Annotated in this window: 21 protein-coding genes; 17 read left to right on the top strand and 4 right to left on the bottom strand. The window is 59.8% G+C overall.

What is annotated here, in order from left to right:
- Positions 1 to 57: 57 nt before the first annotated feature.
- From K9857_RS17385 to K9857_RS17370, 4 genes are all read left to right on the top strand, one after another.
- Complete coding sequence (locus K9857_RS17385) at positions 58 to 756, top strand: segregation and condensation protein A (RefSeq protein ID WP_175378412.1); 699 nt, start codon at positions 58 to 60, stop codon at positions 754 to 756.
- A gap of 11 nt (positions 757 to 767) precedes the next feature.
- The gene (gene scpB / locus K9857_RS17380) at positions 768 to 1793 is read left to right on the top strand and encodes an SMC-Scp complex subunit ScpB (RefSeq protein WP_224537777.1); all 1026 of its coding nucleotides are present in this window, start codon (positions 768 to 770) and stop codon (positions 1791 to 1793) included.
- Between the two features lie 231 nt (positions 1794 to 2024).
- On the top strand, positions 2025 to 3236 hold the full coding sequence (gene rluB / locus K9857_RS17375) for a 23S rRNA pseudouridine(2605) synthase RluB (protein ID WP_224537776.1): 1212 nt from the start codon (positions 2025 to 2027) through the stop codon (positions 3234 to 3236).
- A gap of 705 nt (positions 3237 to 3941) precedes the next feature.
- The gene (locus tag K9857_RS17370; RefSeq protein WP_224537774.1) at positions 3942 to 5354 is read left to right on the top strand and encodes an amino acid permease; all 1413 of its coding nucleotides are present in this window, start codon (positions 3942 to 3944) and stop codon (positions 5352 to 5354) included.
- Positions 5355 to 5482: 128 nt separating this feature from the next.
- Here K9857_RS17370 and K9857_RS17365 read toward each other — a convergent pair whose 3' ends face one another.
- Positions 5483 to 7147 carry an electron transfer flavoprotein-ubiquinone oxidoreductase gene (locus K9857_RS17365; protein ID WP_224537773.1) on the bottom strand — a complete coding sequence of 555 codons (1665 nt, stop codon included), beginning with the start codon at positions 7145 to 7147 and terminating at the stop codon, positions 5483 to 5485.
- Between the two features lie 548 nt (positions 7148 to 7695).
- Between K9857_RS17365 and K9857_RS17360 the strand changes: the two genes are divergently transcribed.
- The 10 genes from K9857_RS17360 to K9857_RS17315 all read left to right on the top strand — a co-directional run bounded on the left by K9857_RS17360 (position 7696) and on the right by K9857_RS17315 (position 17332).
- Entirely contained in the window at positions 7696 to 8445 is a 750-nt protein-coding gene (locus K9857_RS17360) for an electron transfer flavoprotein subunit beta/FixA family protein (RefSeq protein WP_110967025.1), read from the top strand.
- A gap of 2 nt (positions 8446 to 8447) precedes the next feature.
- Positions 8448 to 9377: an electron transfer flavoprotein subunit alpha/FixB family protein gene (locus tag K9857_RS17355; RefSeq protein WP_224537771.1), complete on the top strand. Its 930-nt coding sequence runs from the start codon at positions 8448 to 8450 to the stop codon at positions 9375 to 9377.
- Positions 9378 to 9567: 190 nt separating this feature from the next.
- Positions 9568 to 10383: a substrate-binding periplasmic protein gene (locus tag K9857_RS17350; protein WP_224537770.1), complete on the top strand. Its 816-nt coding sequence runs from the start codon at positions 9568 to 9570 to the stop codon at positions 10381 to 10383.
- 9 nt (positions 10384 to 10392) lie between these two features.
- Entirely contained in the window at positions 10393 to 10749 is a 357-nt protein-coding gene (locus K9857_RS17345) for a DUF4398 domain-containing protein (protein ID WP_224537768.1), read from the top strand.
- The gene (locus K9857_RS17340) at positions 10746 to 11555 is read left to right on the top strand and encodes an OmpA family protein (RefSeq protein WP_224537766.1); all 810 of its coding nucleotides are present in this window, start codon (positions 10746 to 10748) and stop codon (positions 11553 to 11555) included. Before K9857_RS17345 ends, K9857_RS17340 begins: the two co-directional genes overlap by 4 nt.
- 203 nt (positions 11556 to 11758) lie before the next feature.
- Positions 11759 to 13198 (top strand): PLP-dependent aminotransferase family protein, encoded by a 1440-nt coding sequence (locus K9857_RS17335; RefSeq protein ID WP_224537765.1) that lies wholly within the window; start codon positions 11759 to 11761, stop codon positions 13196 to 13198.
- A 99-nt stretch (positions 13199 to 13297) separates the two neighbouring features.
- The gene (locus K9857_RS17330; protein ID WP_224537763.1) at positions 13298 to 13798 is read left to right on the top strand and encodes a translation initiation factor 2; all 501 of its coding nucleotides are present in this window, start codon (positions 13298 to 13300) and stop codon (positions 13796 to 13798) included.
- 163 nt (positions 13799 to 13961) lie between these two features.
- Entirely contained in the window at positions 13962 to 14216 is a 255-nt protein-coding gene (locus tag K9857_RS17325) for a YkgJ family cysteine cluster protein (RefSeq protein WP_224537761.1), read from the top strand.
- 41 nt (positions 14217 to 14257) lie between these two features.
- Positions 14258 to 14863, top strand: a complete 606-nt coding sequence (locus K9857_RS17320; protein ID WP_224537759.1) for an START domain-containing protein — start codon at positions 14258 to 14260, stop codon at positions 14861 to 14863.
- A gap of 369 nt (positions 14864 to 15232) precedes the next feature.
- The gene (locus K9857_RS17315; protein ID WP_224537758.1) at positions 15233 to 17332 is read left to right on the top strand and encodes an LTA synthase family protein; all 2100 of its coding nucleotides are present in this window, start codon (positions 15233 to 15235) and stop codon (positions 17330 to 17332) included.
- A gap of 61 nt (positions 17333 to 17393) precedes the next feature.
- Here the strand turns inward: K9857_RS17315 and K9857_RS17310 are convergent, their stop codons facing one another.
- On the bottom strand, positions 17394 to 17546 hold the full coding sequence (locus tag K9857_RS17310; protein WP_008060837.1) for a DUF3309 family protein: 153 nt from the start codon (positions 17544 to 17546) through the stop codon (positions 17394 to 17396).
- A 274-nt stretch (positions 17547 to 17820) separates the two neighbouring features.
- On the opposite strand from K9857_RS17310, the gene K9857_RS17305 reads away from it, so the two are divergent.
- The 3 genes from K9857_RS17305 to csrA all read left to right on the top strand — a co-directional run bounded on the left by K9857_RS17305 (position 17821) and on the right by csrA (position 19378).
- Positions 17821 to 18636: an SDR family oxidoreductase gene (locus tag K9857_RS17305; protein ID WP_224537756.1), complete on the top strand. Its 816-nt coding sequence runs from the start codon at positions 17821 to 17823 to the stop codon at positions 18634 to 18636.
- Between the two features lie 64 nt (positions 18637 to 18700).
- Positions 18701 to 19033: a YnfA family protein gene (locus tag K9857_RS17300; protein WP_224537754.1), complete on the top strand. Its 333-nt coding sequence runs from the start codon at positions 18701 to 18703 to the stop codon at positions 19031 to 19033.
- Positions 19034 to 19186: 153 nt separating this feature from the next.
- Complete coding sequence (gene csrA, locus K9857_RS17295; protein ID WP_224537752.1) at positions 19187 to 19378, top strand: carbon storage regulator CsrA; 192 nt, start codon at positions 19187 to 19189, stop codon at positions 19376 to 19378.
- On the opposite strand, the gene K9857_RS17290 is transcribed toward csrA, so the two are convergent.
- Together K9857_RS17290 and K9857_RS17285 are read right to left on the bottom strand one after the other, a co-directional pair.
- A complete protein-coding gene (locus tag K9857_RS17290) occupies positions 19367 to 19594 on the bottom strand; it encodes a YheU family protein (protein WP_175378371.1) in 228 nt (75 codons plus the stop codon). The two genes, csrA and K9857_RS17290, sit on opposite strands and share 12 nt — an antisense overlap.
- Positions 19595 to 19802: 208 nt before the next feature.
- Positions 19803 to 20993, bottom strand: coding sequence for an osmoprotectant NAGGN system M42 family peptidase (locus K9857_RS17285; protein ID WP_224537751.1), 1191 nt, complete (start codon positions 20991 to 20993; stop codon positions 19803 to 19805).
- Positions 20994 to 21077: the final 84 nt, after the last annotated feature.

The raw sequence follows: 21077 nt of genomic DNA, 5'->3' as shown, positions 1-21077 counted from the left end.
GTCTATGGCCAGGCGGTCATGGAAATGCCGCTGGACCTGTACATCCCGCCCGACGCGCTGGAAGTCTTCCTTGAAGCCTTCGAAGGCCCGCTCGATCTGTTGCTGTACCTGATCCGCAAGCAGAACATCGACATTCTCGATATCCCGGTGGCGGAAATCACCAAGCAGTACATGGGTTATGTCGAGTTGATGCAGTCGGTGCGCCTGGAGCTGGCCGCCGAGTACCTGGTGATGGCCGCCATGCTCGCCGAGATCAAGTCGCGCATGCTGCTGCCTCGCTCGGAGTCCATTGAGGAAGAGGAAGAAGACCCGCGCGCCGAACTGATCCGCCGTCTGCAGGAATACGAGCGGTTCAAGGCGGCTGCTGAAGGCATCGATGGCTTGAGCCGGGTCGGCCGTGATGTGGTGGTGCCCAAGCTCGATGCGCCCGAAGCCCGGGCGCGCAAGTTGCTGCCGGACGTGCGCTTGTCGGAACTGCTGCTGTCGATGGCCGAGGTGTTGCGTCGCGGTGACATGTTCGAAAGCCACCAGGTCAGCCGCGAGGCGTTGTCTACCCGCGAGCGCATGAGCGACGTGCTCGAACGCCTCAAGGGCGCCGGTTTCGTGCCGTTCGTCGAGCTGTTCACGGCCGAAGAAGGGCGTCTCGGCGTGGTAGTGACCTTTATGGCAATCCTCGAGCTGGTCAAGGAATCCTTGGTCGAGCTGGTGCAGAATGAGCCGTTCGCAGCGATCCACGTGCGAGCCCGAGCCGAATAACGAGTTGAATCATGAACCTGAGTGAACCCCGCGAGCTGGCGCCACTGCTTGAGGCCTTTCTGTTGGCCTCGGGAAAACCGCAATCCATGGAGCGCCTGTACGAACTCTTCGAAGAGGGCGAGCGGCCGGAGCCGGCGGTTTTCAAGAAAGCCCTGACGATACTGGGCAAGTCCTGCGATGGCCGCGCCTTCGAATTGAAGGAAGTCGCCTCCGGCTATCGCCTGCAGATCCGCGAAAAGTTTTCGCCATGGGTGGGCCGCTTGTGGGAAGAGCGCCCGCAGCGTTATTCCCGGGCAATGCTGGAAACCATCGCGTTGATCGCCTATCGCCAGCCGATCACCCGGGGCGAGATCGAGGACGTGCGGGGCGTGGCGGTCAACAGTCAGATCGTCAAGACCCTGATGGAGCGCGAGTGGATTCGTATCGTCGGTTACCGCGACGTACCGGGCAAACCGGCGATGTTCGCCACCACCAAGGCGTTTCTCGATCACTTCAACCTGAAAAACCTCGACGATCTGCCACCGCTGGCTGAACTGCGCGAGCTGGAGCCGGATCCGGTGCTCGACTTCGACGACGCCCCGGTGCCTGCCGCGTTGCAGGAACTGGCCGACGCCAGCGCCGAACCGGAGGAACCGAAGGAGGAAACCAGTTTCCATACGCTGTTGCTGGAACTGGACAGCATGGAAGAGGGGATCAAGACCGATTTCGACGATTTGTTGCGGGATGGGGAGATGCCGGTTTTTGATTCGGAGTTGCCGGAGGTTGAGGTCGAGGTGGAAGGTGACGTGGCGCAGGTTGTGCCAGAGCCTGAGCCTGAACCTGAACCTGAACCTGAACCTGAACCTGAACCAGAGCCGGAAGACGAGCCTGAGCAGGATGACGACATTCTTGGCGTGGCCGAAGCTCGGGAAAAACTGCTGGCCGCCGTTGCGGCCCTCGAGCAAACGAACCCCGAGCCCGAACTGAGCGAAGAAGAGGCCGAGGCCCGCGCTCTTGCCGAAGCGATTGAAGCCGAACGCCGGGAGCTTGAGGATTAAACAATCCTCCAGATGATGGAGATCCCACAGGGTATTGCAGTGCAGGTGAGATTTGCATTCCCCACCACCGGTCGGCGCAAACCCGGTAAATTTTCATTCATCAACTAGTCTCTGATGCGCAAACGCCCTCATGAGCGTATGATTCGCGACCCTTCGGCGATCCCTTCGCCAGGAACCAGTTCCATATCGCTTCAGGCCACGCCTGAACAGACCACACCGGGAGGTGCCCAGATGAGCAACAACGACCAGCAAGACGACCAGCCAATCGGCCCAGCAGGCGAAAAACTGCAGAAAGTCCTCGCCCGTATCGGCGTCGGCTCGCGCCGTGACGTGGAAGCCTGGATCAGCCACGGCCGGATCAAGGTCAACGGCAAAGACGCCACCCTCGGCCAGCGCGTCGACATGCACGACGCCATCAGCATCGACGGCCGTGTCATCAAGCGCGAAGAGTCCGCCGAGTCGGTCCGCCGCGTGATCATGTACAACAAGCCCGACGGCGAAATCTGCACCCGCGTCGATCCGGAAGGCCGTCCGACCGTGTTCGACAAGCTGCCAAAGCCAAAAGAAGGGCGCTGGATCAACATCGGTCGCCTGGACATCAACACCACCGGTCTGCTGATGTTCACCACCGACGGTGAGCTGGCCAACCGTCTGATGCACCCGTCTTTCGAGATGGACCGTGAATACGCCGTGCGTGTACGCGGTGAAGTCGACGACGAGATGATCGATCGCCTGAAAGCGGGCGTCGTGCTCGAAGACGGCCCGGCACGTTTCACCGACATTCAGCAGGCACCGGGCGGCGAAGGTTTCAACCACTGGTACCACTGCGTGGTGATGGAAGGTCGCAACCGTGAAGTGCGTCGCCTGTGGGAATCCCAAGGCCTGGTGGTCAGCCGCCTGAAGCGCGTGCGTTTCGGTCCGGTGTTCCTCAACTCCGACCTGCCGATGGGCCGCTGGCGCGAAATGAGCCAGTACGAAGTCGATGTACTGAGTGCCGAAGTTGGCCTGACGCCTGTGGCAATGCCGCAGATGAATGCCAAGAGCAAGGACAAGCTGGAGCGGATGCAGCGTAAATCCTCGCGGCCAATGGCCCGCACCGAGCGTGTGCGCACCTTGCGTCCGGCGACTGACGCGCCGGCTGCTCCACGCGCCAACCGCGAGCCACAGCTCGAAGGCGAGCGCTCGGGTCGCAAGCCGGCCGCGCGTCAGGATGGCGAGCGCAGCCCACGCGCTCCGCGTCCGACCACTGGTCGTGCCGAGCGTGGCGAAGGTCGTGGCACGCCGGTAGCCGATCGTCCAGCCGACACCAAGCGCCCGGCCAAGCCGGCGCCGAAGCGTCCGGGCATCAAGCTGACCGACGGCGATGCGCCTTCGGGCAAGCGCCGCGGCGCACCGGCCGGTTCCGGCCAACGTCCGGGGTTTGGACGTCGTAAGCCGGAGTGAGGCAGCGGTAAGCCTCGAGCTTCAAGCTGCAAGCAAGAAACGCCAGCCTTTGGGCTGGCGTTTTTTTTGTGGTCGGATTTGGTCTTTGGGGTGTTTGTGAGGGCCTCTTCGCGGGCAAGCCTCGCTCCTACAGGGGTGATGCGTTCTCTCCGACGCCGCGATACCTGTAGGAGCGAGGCTTGCCCGCGAAGACGTCAGTGGCAACAACCTCGATTCCCGAAATGGAAAATCACCGTTACGGGCTGTAAAGAAAACCTGACGAAATCCTCTGAATAGTCCTGTGGAATCACCGTTCACTCGCTTCTGTAAGAAAATTCTTCCGAATCCCACCCAAATCCGACATTCCCCAACTCCCCGACCCGCTTGTTTCCCCTCTCCATGCGCGGTGTCATGCGCGCCAGGCCTGAGGTTCGGGCGCGCAGTTTCTGGCAGCACGGGGTTAGGCGTGTACAATGCGCCGCGTTTTACCTGTGACCTCCTGCGCTATCGCGCACACCTCAAGGCTATCCGCCTTGTTCATTCCGCCGCGTCACGAGCGCGTCGGGTTCGATTTCGTCACAGATAAAAACAAACAGGTGACGCATGACCGCTGTAAATACGCTGAACTCCTGGTGCCTGCGCTGGGGTTTGATCGGAGCCGCTTGACGTCGTTTCCAAGCAGCAACGCTATCCGAACATCATCAAACCTTGCGTGAGACCCTTTTCATGAGTGGACAAAACTCGCATTCAGGCGAGCTGAAACGCGGCCTGAAGAATCGCCACATCCAATTGATCGCCCTGGGCGGTGCCATCGGTACCGGATTGTTCCTGGGTTCTGCCGGGGTGCTGAAATCCGCCGGCCCGTCGATGATCCTCGGCTACGCCATCTGCGGCTTCATCGCCTTCATGATCATGCGCCAACTGGGCGAAATGATCGTCGAAGAGCCGGTTGCCGGTTCCTTCAGCCACTTTGCCCACAAATACTGGGGCGGTTTCGCCGGCTTCCTGTCGGGCTGGAACTGCTGGATTCTGTACATTCTGGTGGGCATGTCCGAGCTGACCGCAGTCGGCAAGTACATTCACTACTGGGCTCCGGATATTCCGACCTGGGCTTCGGCGGCAGCCTTCTTCGTGCTGATCAACGTGATCAACCTGGCCAACGTCAAAGTCTTCGGCGAGGCCGAATTCTGGTTCGCGATCATCAAGGTCGTGGCGATCGTCGGCATGATCGGCCTGGGCAGCTACCTGCTGGTCAGTGGCCACGGCGGCCCGCAGGCGGCGGTCTCCAACCTCTGGTCCCACGGCGGGTTCTTCCCCAATGGCGTCAGCGGTCTGGTGATGGCCATGGCGATCATCATGTTCTCCTTCGGTGGTCTGGAAATGCTCGGTTTCACCGCCGCTGAAGCCGACAAACCGAAAACCGTGATCCCGAAAGCCATCAACCAGGTGATCTACCGGATCCTGATTTTCTACATCGGTGCGCTGGTGATCCTGCTGTCCCTGACCCCCTGGAACAGCCTGCTTGATACCCTGAACGCTTCCGGCGACTCCTACAGTGGCAGCCCGTTCGTCCAGGTGTTCTCGATGCTGGGCAGCAACACCGCTGCGCACATCCTCAACTTCGTGGTCCTGACCGCGGCGTTGTCGGTGTACAACAGCGGCACCTACTGCAACAGCCGCATGTTGCTGGGCATGGCAGAGCAGGGCGATGCACCGAAGGCGCTGGCGAAGATCGACAAGCGCGGCGTGCCGGTGCGGTCGATCCTGGCGTCGGCTGCCGTAACGCTGATCGCGGTCCTGCTGAACTACCTGATGCCGCAAAGCGCGCTGGAACTGCTGATGTCGCTGGTCGTGGCAACCCTGGTGATCAACTGGGCGATGATCAGCTACTCGCACTTCAAGTTCCGCCAGCACATGAACAAGACCGGCCAGACTTCGCTGTTCAAGGCCTTGTGGTACCCGTACGGGAACTACGTCTGCCTGGCGTTCGTGGTTTTCATTCTGGGTGTGATGCTGCTGATTCCGGGGATTCAGGTCTCGGTTTACGCGATCCCGGTGTGGCTCGTGTTCATGTGGGTCTGCTACGGCATCAAGAACAAGCGTCGTGACGCATCCGTGGTAGCCGCTCCAGCCCGCTAACGGCCCGTGCGTCAATGGAAATGCCCGCCTCGAGAGAGGCGGGCATTTTTTATGGGCGGCGGATTTTTCAGGCAGCAGAGACGCAAATGCCCCGACGAGTCGGGGCATTTGTGATTGCAGCTTTGGGCTTACATGTTCGGGTAAGTCGGGCCGCCGGCACCTTCAGGGGTCACCCAGGTGATGTTCTGTGCAGGGTCCTTGATGTCGCAGGTCTTGCAGTGAACGCAGTTCTGGGCGTTGATCTGGAAGCGTTTCTCGCCGTCTTCCTTGGTCACCACCTCATACACGCCGGCCGGGCAGTAACGTTGGGCAGGTTCGTCGTACAGCGGCAGGTTCTTGCTGATCGGGATGCTCGGGTCGGTCAGCTTCAGGTGGCAAGGTTGCTCTTCTTCGTGGTTGGTCCCGGAGATGAACACCGAGCTCAACTTGTCGAAGCTGATTTTGCCGTCCGGCTTCGGATAGTCGATCTTCTTGCAGTCAGCCGCCAGTTTCAGGCAGGCGTAGTCAGGCTTGGTGTCGTGCAGGGTGAACGGCAGTTTGCCGCCGAAGATGTTCTGGTCCAGCCAGTTGAAACCGCCGCCGACGATGGCGCCGAACTTGTGGATCGCCGGGCCGAAGTTGCGGCTGGCGAACAGTTCTTCATGGAGCCAGCTGTTCTTGAACGCGTCGACGTAAGTGGTCAGCTCCTCGCTGCCGTCCTTGTCGGCGAAGAGCGCGTCAGCCACCGCTTCGGCGGCGAGCATGCCGGACTTCATCGCGGTGTGGCTGCCCTTGATCTTGGCGAAGTTCAGGGTACCGAGGTCGCAACCGATCAGCGCGCCGCCCTTGAAGACCATCTTCGGCAGCGAGTTCAGGCCGCCTTTGCAGATGGCGCGTGCGCCGTAGCTGATGCGCTTGCCGCCTTCCAGGTACTGCTTGAGTACAGGGTGGTGCTTGAGGCGCTGGAACTCGTCGAACGGCGACAGAAAGGTGTTGCTGTAGGACAGATCGACGATCAGGCCGACCACAACCTGATTGTTTTCCAGGTGATAGAGGAACGAGCCACCGGTATTTTCGGTGCCCATGATGTCCATCGGCCAACCGGCGGTGTGAACCACCAGGCCTGGCTGGTGCTTGGCCGGGTCGACTTCCCAGATTTCCTTCAGGCCGATGCCGTAGTGCTGGACGTCGGAATCGTTGTCGAGGTTGAAGCGCTTGATCAGCTGCTTGCCGATGTGGCCCCGGCAACCTTCGGCGAACAGCGTGTATTTGCCACGCAGTTCCATGCCCGGGGTGTACAGGCCTTCCTTCGGATTGCCTTCGCGGTCGACGCCCAGGTCGCCGGTGATGATCCCGCGCACGATGCCGTTTTCATCGAACAGCGCTTCCTGTGCGGCGAAGCCCGGGTAGATTTCCACGCCCAGGTTCTCGGCCTGCTGGGCCAGCCAGCGGCACAGGTTGCCCAGGGAGATGATGTAGTTGCCTTCGTTGTGCATGGTCTTGGGCACAAAGAAGTCAGGGATTTTCTGCGCGCTGTCGGCGTTTTTCAGGACGAAGATGTCGTCGCGGGTAACCGGCGTGTTCAGCGGCGCGCCGAGTTCTTTCCAGTCCGGGAACAGCTCGTTCAGGGCGCGTGGTTCGAACACGGCACCGGACAGGATGTGAGCACCGACCTCGGAGCCTTTTTCAACCACGCAGACGCTGATTTCCTTACCGGCTTCGGCGGCCTTCTGCTTCAACCGGCAGGCGGCGGACAGGCCAGCGGGGCCGGCACCGACGATGACCACGTCGAATTCCATGTATTCGCGTTCCACAGGCTATCTCCTACTCAAGGCTCAACAGTTTTTTCTAATTTTTAAGGTTTGGTGTCGCATCCATGAATCCCAGCGTAGAGTCGGGAGAGGACAATCGATCGACCACCTTTGTCTTGGGGTGGCGCATTATATCTACACCACTCTCAGGGTCCAATACAAACGTTTGTTTGAATTGGCTCAAAGCCAGAGAAATCAAAGTCACGCGGGTTATGAACGGCTATTTTGCCGTATTGACCGGAATAGGTGTTCCGGTCAAGATACGGGCGGTTTTGCGCTCGCCGTAGGCTTAATACAGGTACCAAGAGCACCTCTAAAGACAGGGCGATGGCAGTGGAAAGTGAAGCGCAATCGGGATTCAACGCGCAGTTTACACGCCACGAAATCGAATGACTTGTCGGTCACTCCTGACCAACGGTCATGAACATCGTGAGCGATGGTCACTTGACACCAATGCCGGCGTTTTTAGAGGTGCCCTTGCGCCCGATGAGCATCCAACCGCCAGGTTCGCCTAGGCGACTTTCTTTTCACCGGAGAGTAACGAGGAATCCATGAAGGTTCTTGTAGCTGTCAAACGCGTTGTGGATTACAACGTCAAAGTCCGCGTCAAGGCGGACAATTCCGGCGTCGATCTTGCCAACGTCAAGATGTCGATGAACCCATTCTGCGAAATCGCAGTGGAAGAAGCGGTACGCCTGAAAGAGAAAGGCGTTGCATCTGAAATCGTCGTCGTCTCCGTCGGCCCGTCCACCGCTCAAGAGCAACTGCGCACCGCGCTGGCTCTGGGTGCCGACCGCGCCATCCTCGTCGAATCCGCCGAAGACCTGACCTCCCTGGCCGTTGCCAAACTGCTGAAGGCCGTTGTCGACAAGGAACAGCCTCAGCTGGTGATCCTTGGCAAACAAGCCATCGACAGCGACAACAACCAGACTGGCCAGATGCTGGCTGCACTGAGCGGCTACGGTCAGGGCACTTTCGCCTCCAAGGTCGAAATCAGCGGCGACAGCGTAGCTGTTACCCGTGAAATCGACGGCGGCCTGCAGACCGTTTCCCTGAAACTGCCGGCCATCGTGACCACCGACCTGCGTTTGAACGAGCCGCGCTACGCGTCTCTGCCAAACATCATGAAAGCCAAGAAGAAGCCTCTCGAGACGCTGACTCCGGACGCTTTGGGTGTTTCCACCGCTTCCACCAACAAGACCGTGAAAGTCGAAGCGCCTGCTGCACGCAGCGCGGGTATCAAGGTCAAGTCGGTCGCTGAACTGGTCGAGAAACTGAAAAACGAAGCGAAGGTAATCTAAACATGACTATCTTGGTAATCGCTGAACACGACAACAAGGCGCTGGCTGCCGCCACGCTGAACACCGTTGCTGCCGCTGCCAAAATCGGCGGCGACATCCACGTGCTGGTTGCCGGTCAAGGCGCTGGCGCCGTGGCTGAAGCCGCTGCGAAAATCGCTGGTGTGAGCAAAGTCCTGAACGCTGACAATGCCGCTTACGCGCATCAGCTGCCGGAAAACATCGCTCCTCTGGTCACCGAACTTGGTAAGGGCTACAGCCACATCCTGGCTGCTGCCACTTCCAACGGCAAAAACATCCTGCCGCGCGTTGCCACAGCACTGGACGTTGACCAGATCTCCGAGATCATCTCGGTAGAAAGCGCCGACACCTTCAAGCGTCCGATCTACGCCGGTAACGCCATCGCTACCGTTCAATCGAACGCTGCGGTCAAAGTGATCACCGTGCGTTCCACCGGTTTCGACCCGGTTGCCGCTGAAGGTGGTTCGGCTGCCGTTGAAGCGGTTGGCGCTGCTCACGATGCTGGCATCTCCAGCTTCGTTGGCGAAGAACTGGCCAAGTCCGATCGTCCGGAACTGACCGCTGCCAAGATCGTCGTTTCCGGCGGTCGCGGCATGCAGAACGGCGACAACTTCAAACACCTGTACGCCCTGGCCGACAAGCTGGGCGCTGCCGTGGGTGCTTCGCGCGCCGCGGTCGACGCAGGTTTCGTACCGAACGACATGCAGGTCGGTCAGACCGGCAAGATCGTTGCGCCACAGCTGTACATCGCCGTCGGTATCTCCGGCGCGATCCAGCACCTGGCCGGCATGAAAGACTCCAAGGTGATCGTTGCGATCAACAAGGACGAAGAAGCGCCGATCTTCCAGGTGGCGGACTACGGTCTGGTTGCAGACCTGTTCGAAGCCATCCCTGAGCTGGAGCAGCTGGTCTAATCCGGCCGCTTCACTTATAAAGAGCCCGACCTTTTGGTCGGGCTTTTTTTTAACTGTAGGAGCGAGCACGCTCGCGATGGTCGTTAACGATAACGTTGGCGATCTGACACCCCGCGGTGCATCGGAAACCATCGCGAGCGTGCTCGCTCCTACAGGTGTCAGTGTTGTAAACGAGAGGAGTGCTTTCGCCATGGACCTGCGTCTGGCATGGAGTTTTCTGGGACTGGCGCTATTGCCAACACTGTCGATAGCCGCCGGCAAATGCGAGCGTCTGGTCGTCACCGGCAGCCCGGATGCGCCACCGTACCTCTGGCAAGACCCGCAAAATCCCAAGCACCTGATCGGCGCCAGTGCCGACCTGTTGCAACAGGTGGCGGGAGAGCTGGGCATCAAGGTCGAACTGCTCTATGCCGGCAAACGCTCCCAGGCCCTGGAGGAAGTGCGCAGCGGCCGCATGGACATGCTGGCCGATACCCCGCTGACCGTCAGCGAGCTGGAATCCCTGGACTACATTCATCCGCCATTGCTGGAGAACGACTACCTGGTCTGGACCCGCAAGGACTCGGCACTGATCTACAACGACGTGCAGGATTTACCCGGCCATGTCGGCGCTTTGTCAGAAAAGTCTCGATTGACCCCGGAATTCGTCGCTTCAACCCAACAGAATTTGTCCCTGATCCGTACGCCGAACCTGACCCAGGCGTTTCAGAAATTGCTGCTGGGCGAGGTGGAGTTTGTCCTCGCGGGACGTTACGCAGGCATGGCCATGGCCCAAACATTGGGCATGACCAACGACCTGATCGCCCGTGCGCAACCCATCGACAAGCCGGGATTGTTCCTGGCGGTTTCCCACAACTCGGCCTGCAACGATCCGTGGTTGCGCGGACAGCTGGCGAAAAAGATGACAGAATTGCCCGCGTCCGGACTGACGGAGGCTGTGTTGCAACGCAATATCGAGCGTTGGAATACGCAGCAGAAACAGCCTGTCAGTGCCCCAAAACAGTAGGGATTCTTAGTGAGTATTCGACCTCTTTGCGCTGCCCTGGCCGTACTGGCTCTGGCGGGCTGCGCAGCCGATCCGGCACCCAACGAACAGATGCGCCTGACCGCCAAGGCGCTGGAACAGGCCAAGGCCGTGGGCGCCACGGCCGATGATGTGCCGGAAATGAAACTGGCGGAAGAAAAGTACAACCGCGCCAAAGGCAGCATGGCCGATCAATCCTTCAAGAACGCGCGCATGCGCTCCGAGCAGGCCGAGCTGGATGCGCGTCTTGCCGAGGCAAAAGTCCTGACCCTCAAGAGCGAGGAGCAGCTAAACGTGCTCAACACCCGCATCACCCGTCTGCGCAAGCAATTGGGAGATGCCCAATGAACCTCGGATCGAAGATTGTCGGTGGTCTGATCATCGCAGGTTGCGCGAGCCTTTATGGCTGCGCCGGCCAGCACAGTGAAGCGGCGTTGCAGCAGGCAGGTGCCGACTTCCAGAAGGTCAAGGAAGACTCCAACGTCTTGCGCATCGCGCCCAAGGACGTGATCCGTGCCGGTGAATCCCTGGCCCGTGCCGATCGTCTGTCCACTTATTGGGGCAGCGGTTCGGACGTGGCGCATTACGCTTATCTGAGCCAGCGCTACAGCGAAATCGCCCGTGAGCACACCAATCAGGTGCTCAACGAAGAACGCGCGGCGAAACTCGAACTGGAACGCCAGCGCCTGCAACTGGCCTTGCGTGAATCCAAGCTGCTCAGTGTGCAACAACAGGGCAAATGGCTCGAAGAACAGATGGCATTGGCCACCACCCAGACCGACCGTGGCCTTGTGCTGACCCTGGGCGATGTGTTGTTCGACACCGGTGAGGCAGAACTTAAAACCTCGGCCAACCGCGTGGTGTTGAAGATCGTGCAGTTCCTGCAACTCAACCCCAAGCGGGTGGTGCGCATCGAAGGCTACGCCGACAGTACCGGCGGCAAGCAGGAAAACCTCAAGCTGTCCCGTGACCGTGCGCAATCGGTGGCGGACGTGCTGATGGACCTGGGGATCGACGACAAGCGTATCCAGGTCGAAGGATATGGCGATGAGTACCCGGTGGATGCCAACGCCTCCGAGCGCGGTCGTGCGCAGAACCGTCGGGTGGAAATCGTGTTCTCCGACGAAAAAGGCCAGCTCGGCGCCACCCGCTAAGGGTTGCGTCTCTGGAAAACCCGGCACTGTCAGGCAGTGCCGGGTTTTTTTGTATCTGCCAACCCTTTGGCAGAACAGTACAGTTTTTTGCTGACACTGCACTGTATGGTCGACTATTGTGGTAACTGTCCCAGTACACTTACGAACTGTTACGGTATCGTTTCCCACAAGAATAAAATGCCTGTGAAACCGAGTGCTGCGTCATGACCAACCTCTTGCTCTATCAACGTATTGCTCAGCAACTGGCTGAAGACATCCGTCGCGGCGTCTATCAACCGGGAGAGCGCGTGCCATCGGTGCGCAAGATGAGCTCGCAGCTCAACGTCAGCCATGCCACGGTTCTGCAGGCCTATGCCAATCTCGAGGATCAGGGCCTGATCCGCGCCCGGCCGCAGTCGGGTTACTACGTACACCAGACGCCAGCCCTGACCGCTCAGACTCCGGACATCGCGCGGGTCGAGCGTCCCGGCCTGGTCACGCGCAGCAGCATCATTCAGCAGGTACTGGTCGAGTCCCGTCGCGAAGGGGTATTTCCTCTGGGCGCGGCGGTTCCGAGCGTCGACTACCTGCCGGTTCGTGCCCTGCATCAGCAGTTGGCCAAGGTCACCCGTTTCCACAGCCCGCGTGCATTCAGTTACATGTTCAGCCCGGGTTTCGAGCCACTGCGCCGGCAGGTGGCGATCCGCATGCGCGATGCCGGGGTGGTGGTCGATCCTTCGGAAGTGGTGATCACCCACGGCTGCGTCGATGCCTTGCAGATGTCCTTGCGGGTCCTGACCCGGCCTGGGGATCTGATCGCTGCCGAATCGCCGACCTATTACGGTTTGCTGCAATTGGCCGATCTGTTGGGGCTCAAGGTCATCGAGATCCCCAGCGACCCTGCCACCGGCATGAGTCTGGAAGCCCTGCAACTGGCGGCCAATCAATGGTCGATCAAGGCGCTGGTGCTGACCACACGCCTGAGCAATCCCCTGGGCGGCACCATGCCCGAGGAACGGCAGAAACAGTTGTTGCGTCTGGCGTCGGATTTCGACATTCAGATCGTCGAGGACGATATCTACGGCGAACTGATGTTCGAGCAGGGGCGCACCAAGGCGCTCAAGGCCTATGACCGGCTGGACCGGGTGATCTATTGCTCCAGCTTCTCCAAAACCCTGTCGCCCGGTGTTCGGATTGGCTGGATGATCGCCGGCAAGTTCCAGCAGGAAATCCAGCGTTTGCAGACCTTCAGTACCCATTCGGCTTGCAGCGTCACGCAGATGGGCATTGCCGCCTATCTGGAGAACGGCGGGTACGACCGACACTTGCGCTACATCCGTCAGGAATACCGCAAGAACCTCAGCGCCTTCCAGTTGGCGGTGCAGCAGTATTTCCCCGAAGGCACGCAGATGACCCGGCCCACCGGCGGATTCATTCTGTGGGTCAGCCTGCCGGGAAGGGTCAATACCCAGGAACTGCATGTGCGGGCCTTGCAGCAGGGCATCAGCATTGCGCCGGGGCTGATCTTCAGTAATACCGAGCAATTCAACCACTGTATCCGGCTCAACTGCGGCATTCCGTGGAATCGTGAGGCCGAGCGTGCCTTGATGACGTTGGGCATGCTGGCCACCCAGCTTTGCCAGGAGACGGCCCAGGGCTTTTGACGCAGTGGGCGGGGGTTTGCCTGTCCACACTTGTCTTGTCACGTGCAACAGGCGAGCATATGGCCTCTCTGTCGTTTGCGCCCGTGCGTCGTTGAGTCCATGAAACCCATTTTTCCCGCCGCTTGGTTATTGATCTGCCTGTCAGTCGGCCTTCAGCCGATTACTGTCCAGGCCGCATCCGTTCAGGACAAACCGGCGGCCAGCACGACGTCGAAAAAGGCCGCACCCGCCAAAGCCGTACCTTCCAATAGCAACTCCGCAAAGAAAGCCGCGCCGGCCAAAAAGCCCGTCGCGGCGGTCAAAAAGCGTCCACCGATTGCTTCCAAGTCCAAACCCGCCAGCGAGGTGGTGAAGACCCAGCTTCCTCCCGCCAACATCGACTTGAGCCTGCCCCGGGACATGGTCGAGGATCTGGACCCCGTCGGCACCGTCCCTTTGCCCAAGCACGATCCGCTGTTGCCGCAGATGTTCGGAGAAAAGGGCAACAGTCAGTTTCAACTCAACGGACGCCTGATCAGCAACGAAATGCAGCTGCAACTGCGCAATGAGGAGCGTCATGAAGTCGATGGCGCAGCGCTGGAGTTCGAATTCAAGCGCTGATTGCCCCGTTCGTGAGCCGCGTGATAGACGCTTTGTCGGAGACTGCCCGGTCACGCCCGTTTGCAGCGAAAAACCTGCGGTACGGTAATTTAAAACAACTGTTTAAGCGGTTACTCTGTGCCCCGTCCATTAACACATCGCCCGTCGCGAGGAGCTTGTCGTCATGAAATGCCGTGAGGGCTGTGGCGCCTGTTGCATTGCCCCATCCATCAGTTCCGCCATTCCCGGCATGCCCATGGGCAAAGCCGCCGGGGAACGTTGCGTGCAATTGTCTGCCGAAAACCTGTGCAACATCTTCGGCCAGCCGGAGCGCCCGGCGGTGTGTTCGGGATTCAAGGCGGACGTCGAGGTGTGCGGCGGCAGCAGTGAAGAAGCCATCCGATTGATTGGCTGGTGGGAGCAGATGACGGCGGCGTGATGTGTTCAACGAACGGAACTTCAACAACAAGGAATATAACTATGGGTTCGCTGCATCGTTTGGCTGTGTTGTGTGGGTTGACGGCGGTTCTGGCCACTTCGGTCGTCCAGGCCGAAGACTGGAAAGTCGCCAAGAATGAAGACGGCATCAAGGTGTCCCTGAGCGAGGTGGCCGGCTCCGATTACAAGGCCTACCAGGGCGTTACCCTGATGAAAACCACCGTGGCCAAACTGCGCGCCTTGCAGGACAACGTGGCTGGCGCGTGTGCCTGGATTCACGAATGCAAGACCCAGAAACTGCTCAAGCACGAAGGCGATCAAAGCTGGACTTACACTCAATTCAATACGCCTTGGCCGGTCACTCCGCGTGATTCGGTGCTGCACGTTACGACCACCGAAGGCGCTGATGGCAGCCTGACCCGCAAGCTCGAAGGCGTGCCGACGTACATTCCCGAAGAAAAAGGTTTCGTGCGCGTGGCCAAGGTCGATGGCTTCTGGAAGTTCGTCCCCAAGGGCGATCAGGTCGAAGTGACCTACCAGGTGCACACCGAACCCGGCGGCAGCGTACCATCCATGGTCGCCAACAAGTTCGTGGTCGATGCCCCGTTCAACACCCTGAAAAACCTCAAGGCGCTGGCCGAGAAATAATCCGCGGCGCTCTTTGTGGGAGCGGGCCTGCTCGCGATGGTCGTCAACGTTAACGCCGTACATTCAGGTACCCGGCGTTATCGTTCAGCACCATCGCGAGCAGGCTCGCTCCCACAGTCATTTATCTCCTCAGGTTCCATTCAGTTCGGATCCTTTATTGTGTTTCCGAATATTCGCTGTACGAAATTTTCACAATACCTCCCAGACAATTCGCGCGCGTTGGCATGATCGAACAGTAATCAATGGCATTGCCACGTTTGATCGTGCAACATTTGCGCACCGCGCAAGCCCCGGGGCCAGGTAGTTGGCCAATAGAGGGCAGGGCGCAGCTGTATTCGAACTTAAACTTCCAATGGGTCCTAAAACGACATGGCAATTCCGGACGCCCTGAATCAGCAGCGAGCTTCTAGTCGCCTGCTGCAACCGACCGTCAAATCGCATCTGGCCTACACGCTGTTGTGTGCCCTGGTGATGATGGTCATGTTCAGCCTGCTGCGCCTTGCGCTGCTGGTCTACAACCGCGAAATGATCCTCGACACGCCGGCCTCGACCTTTTTCGAAGCATTTGCCAACGGCCTGCGTTTCGACCTGCGTCTGGTGGTGTACCTCAGCATTCCGTTGCTGCTGTCACTGTTCAGCGTCCGGGCCATGGCCGCGCGCGGGTTCTTCCGTTTCTGGCTGACCGTGGTTTCCAGCATCGCGCTGTTCCTGGGCCTGATGGAGATGGACTTCTACCGTGAGTTCCACCAGCGCCTCAACGGCCTGGTCTTCCAGTACGTGAAGGAAGACCCGAAAACCGTGATGAGCATGCTTTGGTACGGTTTCCCGGTGGTTCGCTACCTGCTGGCGTGGGCCGTGGGCACCTGGATCCTCAGCCTGGCGTTCAAAGGTGCGGACCGCGCGACCCGTCCACGCGGTCCATTCAGCGGCGGCAGCATCGGCGCTCGTCAGGTCGCTCCCTGGTACACCCGCATTGCGGTGTTCGTGGTCTGCCTGCTGATCTGCGTGGTCGCCGCCCGTGGCACCCTGCGCCAGGGCCCGCCGATGCGTTGGGGTGACGTCTACACCACCGATTCCAACTTCGCCAACCAGCTGGGCCTCAACGGCACGCTGTCTCTGGTGGCTGCGGCGAAGAGCCGGATGTCCGAAGATCGCGACAACATCTGGAAAGCCACGTTGCCACAGCCGATGGCGCAGCAGACCGTGCGCGACATGCTGCTGATGAAGGACGACAAGCTGGTAGACGGCGAAACCGCCGCGGTACGTCGCGACTACACGCCGCCGGCCGACAAAACCTTGCCGATCAAGAACGTTGTCGTGATCCTGATGGAAAGCATGGCCGGTCACTCGGTGGGCGTGCTGGGCGGTCCGGGCAACATCACGCCTTACCTGGACAAGCTGTCCCAGGAAGGCCTGCTGTTCGACCGTTTCTTCTCCAACGGTACCCACACTCACCAGGGCATGTTCGCCACCATGGCGTGCTTCCCGAACCTGCCGGGTTTCGAATACCTGATGCAGACGCCTGAGGGCAGCCACAAACTGTCCGGCCTGCCACAGCTGCTCAGCGCCCGGGACTACGACGACGTCTACGTCTACAACGGCGACTTCGCCTGGGACAACCAGTCGGGCTTCTTCAGCAACCAGGGCATGACCAACTTCGTCGGTCGTAACGACTTCGTGAACCCGGTGTTCTCCGACCCGACCTGGGGCGTGTCCGACCAGGACATGTTCGACCGCGGCCTGGTGGAACTCAAAGCCCGCGACGGCAAGGACAAGAAACCGTTCTATGCCTTGCTGCAAACCCTGTCCAACCACACTCCGTATGCCTTGCCGACTCCGTTGCCGGTCGAGCGCGTGACCGATCGCGGCAGTCTCAACGAGCACCTGACCGCCATGCGTTACTCGGACTGGGCGCTGGGTCAGTTCTTCGAGAAAGCCCGCAAGGAGCCTTACTTCAAGGAAACCCTGTTCGTCATCGTCGGCGACCACGGCTTCGGCAACGAGCGTCAGATCACCGAAATGGACCTGGGTCGTTTCAACGTGCCGATGCTGATGATTGCACCGGGCATCCAGGAAAAGTTCGGCAAGCTCGACCACACCGTCGGCACTCAGGTCGACATCGTGCCGACCATCATGGGCCGCATCGGCGGGGAAGTGCGTCATCAGTGCTGGGGTCGCGACCTGCTCAACCTGCCGGAAGGCGACACCGGTTTCGGCGTGATCAAGCCATCGGGTAGCGAGCAGACCACGGCCATCATCACCGCCGACCAGATCCTGGTCCTGCCGAAGGACAAGGACATGGCGCCGAAGATGTACGCCTACGAGCTGGGCGCCAAGCCTCACGCCCAGGTCATCCCGGATGCGCCGCGTATCGCCGAGATGCGCACCAAGCTGGAATCGTTCCTGCAAACGGCGACCAAGAGCCTGATCGATAACACCGCCGGTGTGATCGACGGCAAGCCGGACTAAATAGCGTCACCCATAAAAAAGAGGCCCTTTGAAAGGGCCTCTTTTTTTGCCGGTTGAAACTTCATATCTTGCCGAGTAACAACAGGATCAATATCACTACCAACACCACGCCGATGATACCGGACGGGCCATAACCCCAACTTCTGGAGTGCGGGAAGACCGGCAGACCACCGATCAGTAACAGGATCAGGATGATGAGTAGAATTGTGCCCATGTCTTTTTCCTTGCTGTAAGTAGTCAGGAATGACCTAGTCGTTAATGGTCAGCAGGAATGTAATTAATTCAAGCTGCTTAACATTTCCGACCGCGGTACTTCGAAGAAAATTCCAAGTTTTTTTCATGTTTTTCCATCATCGGATTATTTCTTCGTGCAAGCGCTAGTTGCCGGCGTTTTGCTCGGGCCATTCAGCAATCTGATAGAGCGTGGGTCGGGCAATAACCTTCGCTACACTCGACGCATCTTCCCCGGAACAACAAGGCTGTCTGCTATGCAAAATCGCATGATGATCACTGGTGCGGGCTCTGGCCTGGGTCGCGAAATCGCGCTGCGCTGGGCCCGCGAAGGCTGGCAGCTGGCCGTGTCCGATGTCAGCGAGCCGGGCTTGCAGGAAACGTTGAAGCTGGTCCGCGAAGCCGGCGGCGACGGTTTTATCCAGCGTTGCGACGTACGCGACTACAGCCAGCTGACCGCTTTCGCCCAAGCGTGTGAATCGAAGTTCGGCGGCATCGATGTGATCGTCAATAACGCCGGCGTGGCGTCGGGTGGGTTTTTCAGTGAGTTGTCCCTGGAGGACTGGGACTGGCAGATCGCGATCAACCTGATGGGCGTGGTCAAGGGCTGCAAGGCCTTCCTGCCGCTGCTGGAAAAGAGCAAGGGCAAGATCATCAACATCGCATCCATGGCGGCGCTGATGCAAGGCCCGGCCATGAGCAACTACAACGTGGCCAAGGCCGGTGTGGTGGCATTGTCGGAGAGCCTGCTGATCGAACTGGCGCACCAGGAAGTGGGCGTGCACGTGGTGTGTCCGTCGTTCTTCCAGACCAACCTGCTCGATTCGTTCCGTGGTCCGACCCCGGCCATGAAGGCCCAGGTCGGCAAGTTGCTGGAAAGCTCACCCATCACCGCAGCCGATATTGCCGACTACATCTACCAGCAGGTCGCCGCCGGCGAGTTCATGATTCTGCCCCACGAACAGGGCCGCATGGCCTGGGCGCTGAAGCAGAAGAACCCGCAGCTGCTGTACAACGAAATGACCGTCATGGCCGACAAGATGCGCGCCAAGGCCAAACAATCCGCGGGCTGATCTTGCCCGCAGTCGACAGCCTCGTTAGGGTGGCCGCCATTGGCCATCCTGACGGGACACTTCCATGCTCAACTACCTGTGGTTCTTCCTCGCCGCGCTGTTCGAAATCGCCGGCTGCTTCGCCTTCTGGATGTGGTTGCGCCAGGGCAAAAGCGTCTGGTGGGTGGTGCCGGCACTGCTCAGTCTGACGTTGTTTGCCCTGTTGCTGACCCGCATCGAAGCCACTTACGCCGGTCGCGCCTACGCGGCTTACGGCGGCATCTACATCATTGCGTCGATTGGCTGGCTGGCGGTGGTCGAGCGGATCCGTCCTTTGGGCTCGGACTGGATCGGCGTGGCGCTGTGCGTGATCGGGGCGACCGTCATCCTTTTCGGACCGCGCTTTTCCGCTTCCTGAAGGATCTGCCCTGCATTTACAGGATTTGTCAGACGTTTCCGTCAGGAGGTCGGTTCGCGGGCTGTAAGTCCCGTCTGGTTTGCCGTGGTTGCCTTGTAGGCCCGTCTCACACGGCGCATCTTCGGGGCCTGGTAACCCTGAAGGACGCAAGTCATGTTAGTACTCAGTCGCGTAGTGGGCGAATTGATTTCAATCGGCGACGACATTTCCATTCGGGTCGTCGCGGTCGATGGCAACAGCGTGCGTTTCGGCGTCGAAGCGCCGCGCCACATCAATGTGCACCGGTCCGAGATTTACGAGCGGATCAAGCGCAAGCAGCCGAAAAAGGAAAAGTCAGTCGAATAGATGCTTGGGTACGTCGTGCTTGAGCATCAACTGGCATTGCTCGCTTTCCGGATCGAAGACGATCATCGCCTGTCCCTTGATCAAGGCCTGACGCACCCTTAGCACACGGGTCTGCAGCGGCGTGTCGTCGCCATTGTCGGTGCCGTCGCGGGTGACGAAGTCTTCGATCAGGCGGGTCAGGGTGTCGACTTCGAGTTGGTCGTGGGGAATCAGCATAGGCACCTCGGGGGAACGATGTCGGGATGCTACGGCGAATGTTCCGCTGCGGCTAGCCTTCAGGCCTTGTGTTGTCTGATCTGCCGTCTTCGCGGGCAAGCCCGCTCCCACAGGTTTTTGTGTCGATCACAAATGGTTGGATCGACTCGAACCTTGTGGGAGCGGGCTTGCCCGCGAAGAGGCCCGTACAGGCACTGAAAGTCCCTGATCAACTCTCGGACCGCTGCCCCACCAGACTATCCACCGACGGTACCCGCGTATCGCTTTCCATCTGCGTGTCATGCTCGATCTGATGACTGAACCGGTCCAGCGATCCCGTGGCCGGTTGTGCATCGCTGGCGAACACCGGCGGGCTGAGGATGTAGGCGCCGAGCAGGCGGCTCAGGGCGGCGAGGCTGTCGATGTGGGTGCGTTCGTAGCCGTGGGTCGCATCGCAGCCGAAGGCGAGCAGGGCGGTACGGATGTCGTGGCCGGCGGTCACCGCCGAATGGGCGTCGCTGAAGTAGTAGCGGAACAGATCGCGACGCACAGGGAGCTCGTTGTCGCTGGCCAGCCGCAGCAGGTGCCGCGACAAGTGATAGTCATACGGCCCACCTGAATCCTGCATCGCCACGCTAACCGCATGTTCGCTGGAATGCTGGCCCGGGGCGACCGGCGCGATATCGATGCCGACGAACTCACTGACATCCCAGGGCAATGCCGCCGCCGCACCGCTGCCGGTTTCCTCGGTGATGGTGAACAGCGGATGACAGTCGATCTGCAATTCCTGGCCGCTGTCGACGATCGCCTTCAACGCTGCCAGCAGCGCCGCGACGCCAGCCTTGTCATCAAGGTGACGGGCGCTGATATGGCCACTTTCGGTGAACTCCGGCAACGGGTCGAAGGCCACGTAGTCACCGACGCTGATCCCCAGGGAGTCGCAATCGGCTTTGGTCGCGCAGTAGGCGTCCAGGCGCAGTTCGACGTGATCCCAACTGATCGGCATTTCATCGATCGCGGTATTGAACGCATGCCCGGAAGCCATCAGCGGCAACACGCTGCCGCGAATCACTCCGTTGTCGGTGAACAGACTGACCCGGCTGCCCTCGGCAAACCGGCTGGACCAGCAACCCACGGGGGCGAGGGTCAGGCGACCGTTGTCCTTGATCGCACGCACGGCAGCGCCAATGGTGTCCAAGTGCGCGGAAACCGCGCGGTCGGGGCTGTTTTTCTTGCCTTTGAGGGTGGCGCGAATGGTGCCGCGACGGGTCATCTCGAACGGAATGCCCAGCTCCTCCAGGCGCTCGGCGACATAGCGCACGATGGTGTCGGTGAAGCCGGTGGGGCTGGGGATGGCGAGCATTTCCAGCAGGACTTTTTGCAGGTAGTTCAGATCCGGTTCAGGGTGTTTGATGGTCATGGAAACTCCTGATGGGTTGAGCACATCGATGGTTTCGATGATGGAATTTTGGTGTCTGTGCCGGCCTCTTCGCGGGCAAGCCTC

It is taken from the genome of Pseudomonas sp. REP124 (assembly GCF_020164475.1).
GTDB lineage: Bacteria > Pseudomonadota > Gammaproteobacteria > Pseudomonadales > Pseudomonadaceae > Aquipseudomonas.
The sequence above is the reverse complement of the archived record's forward strand: the minus strand, read 5'-3'. Positions and strand labels throughout refer to the sequence as shown.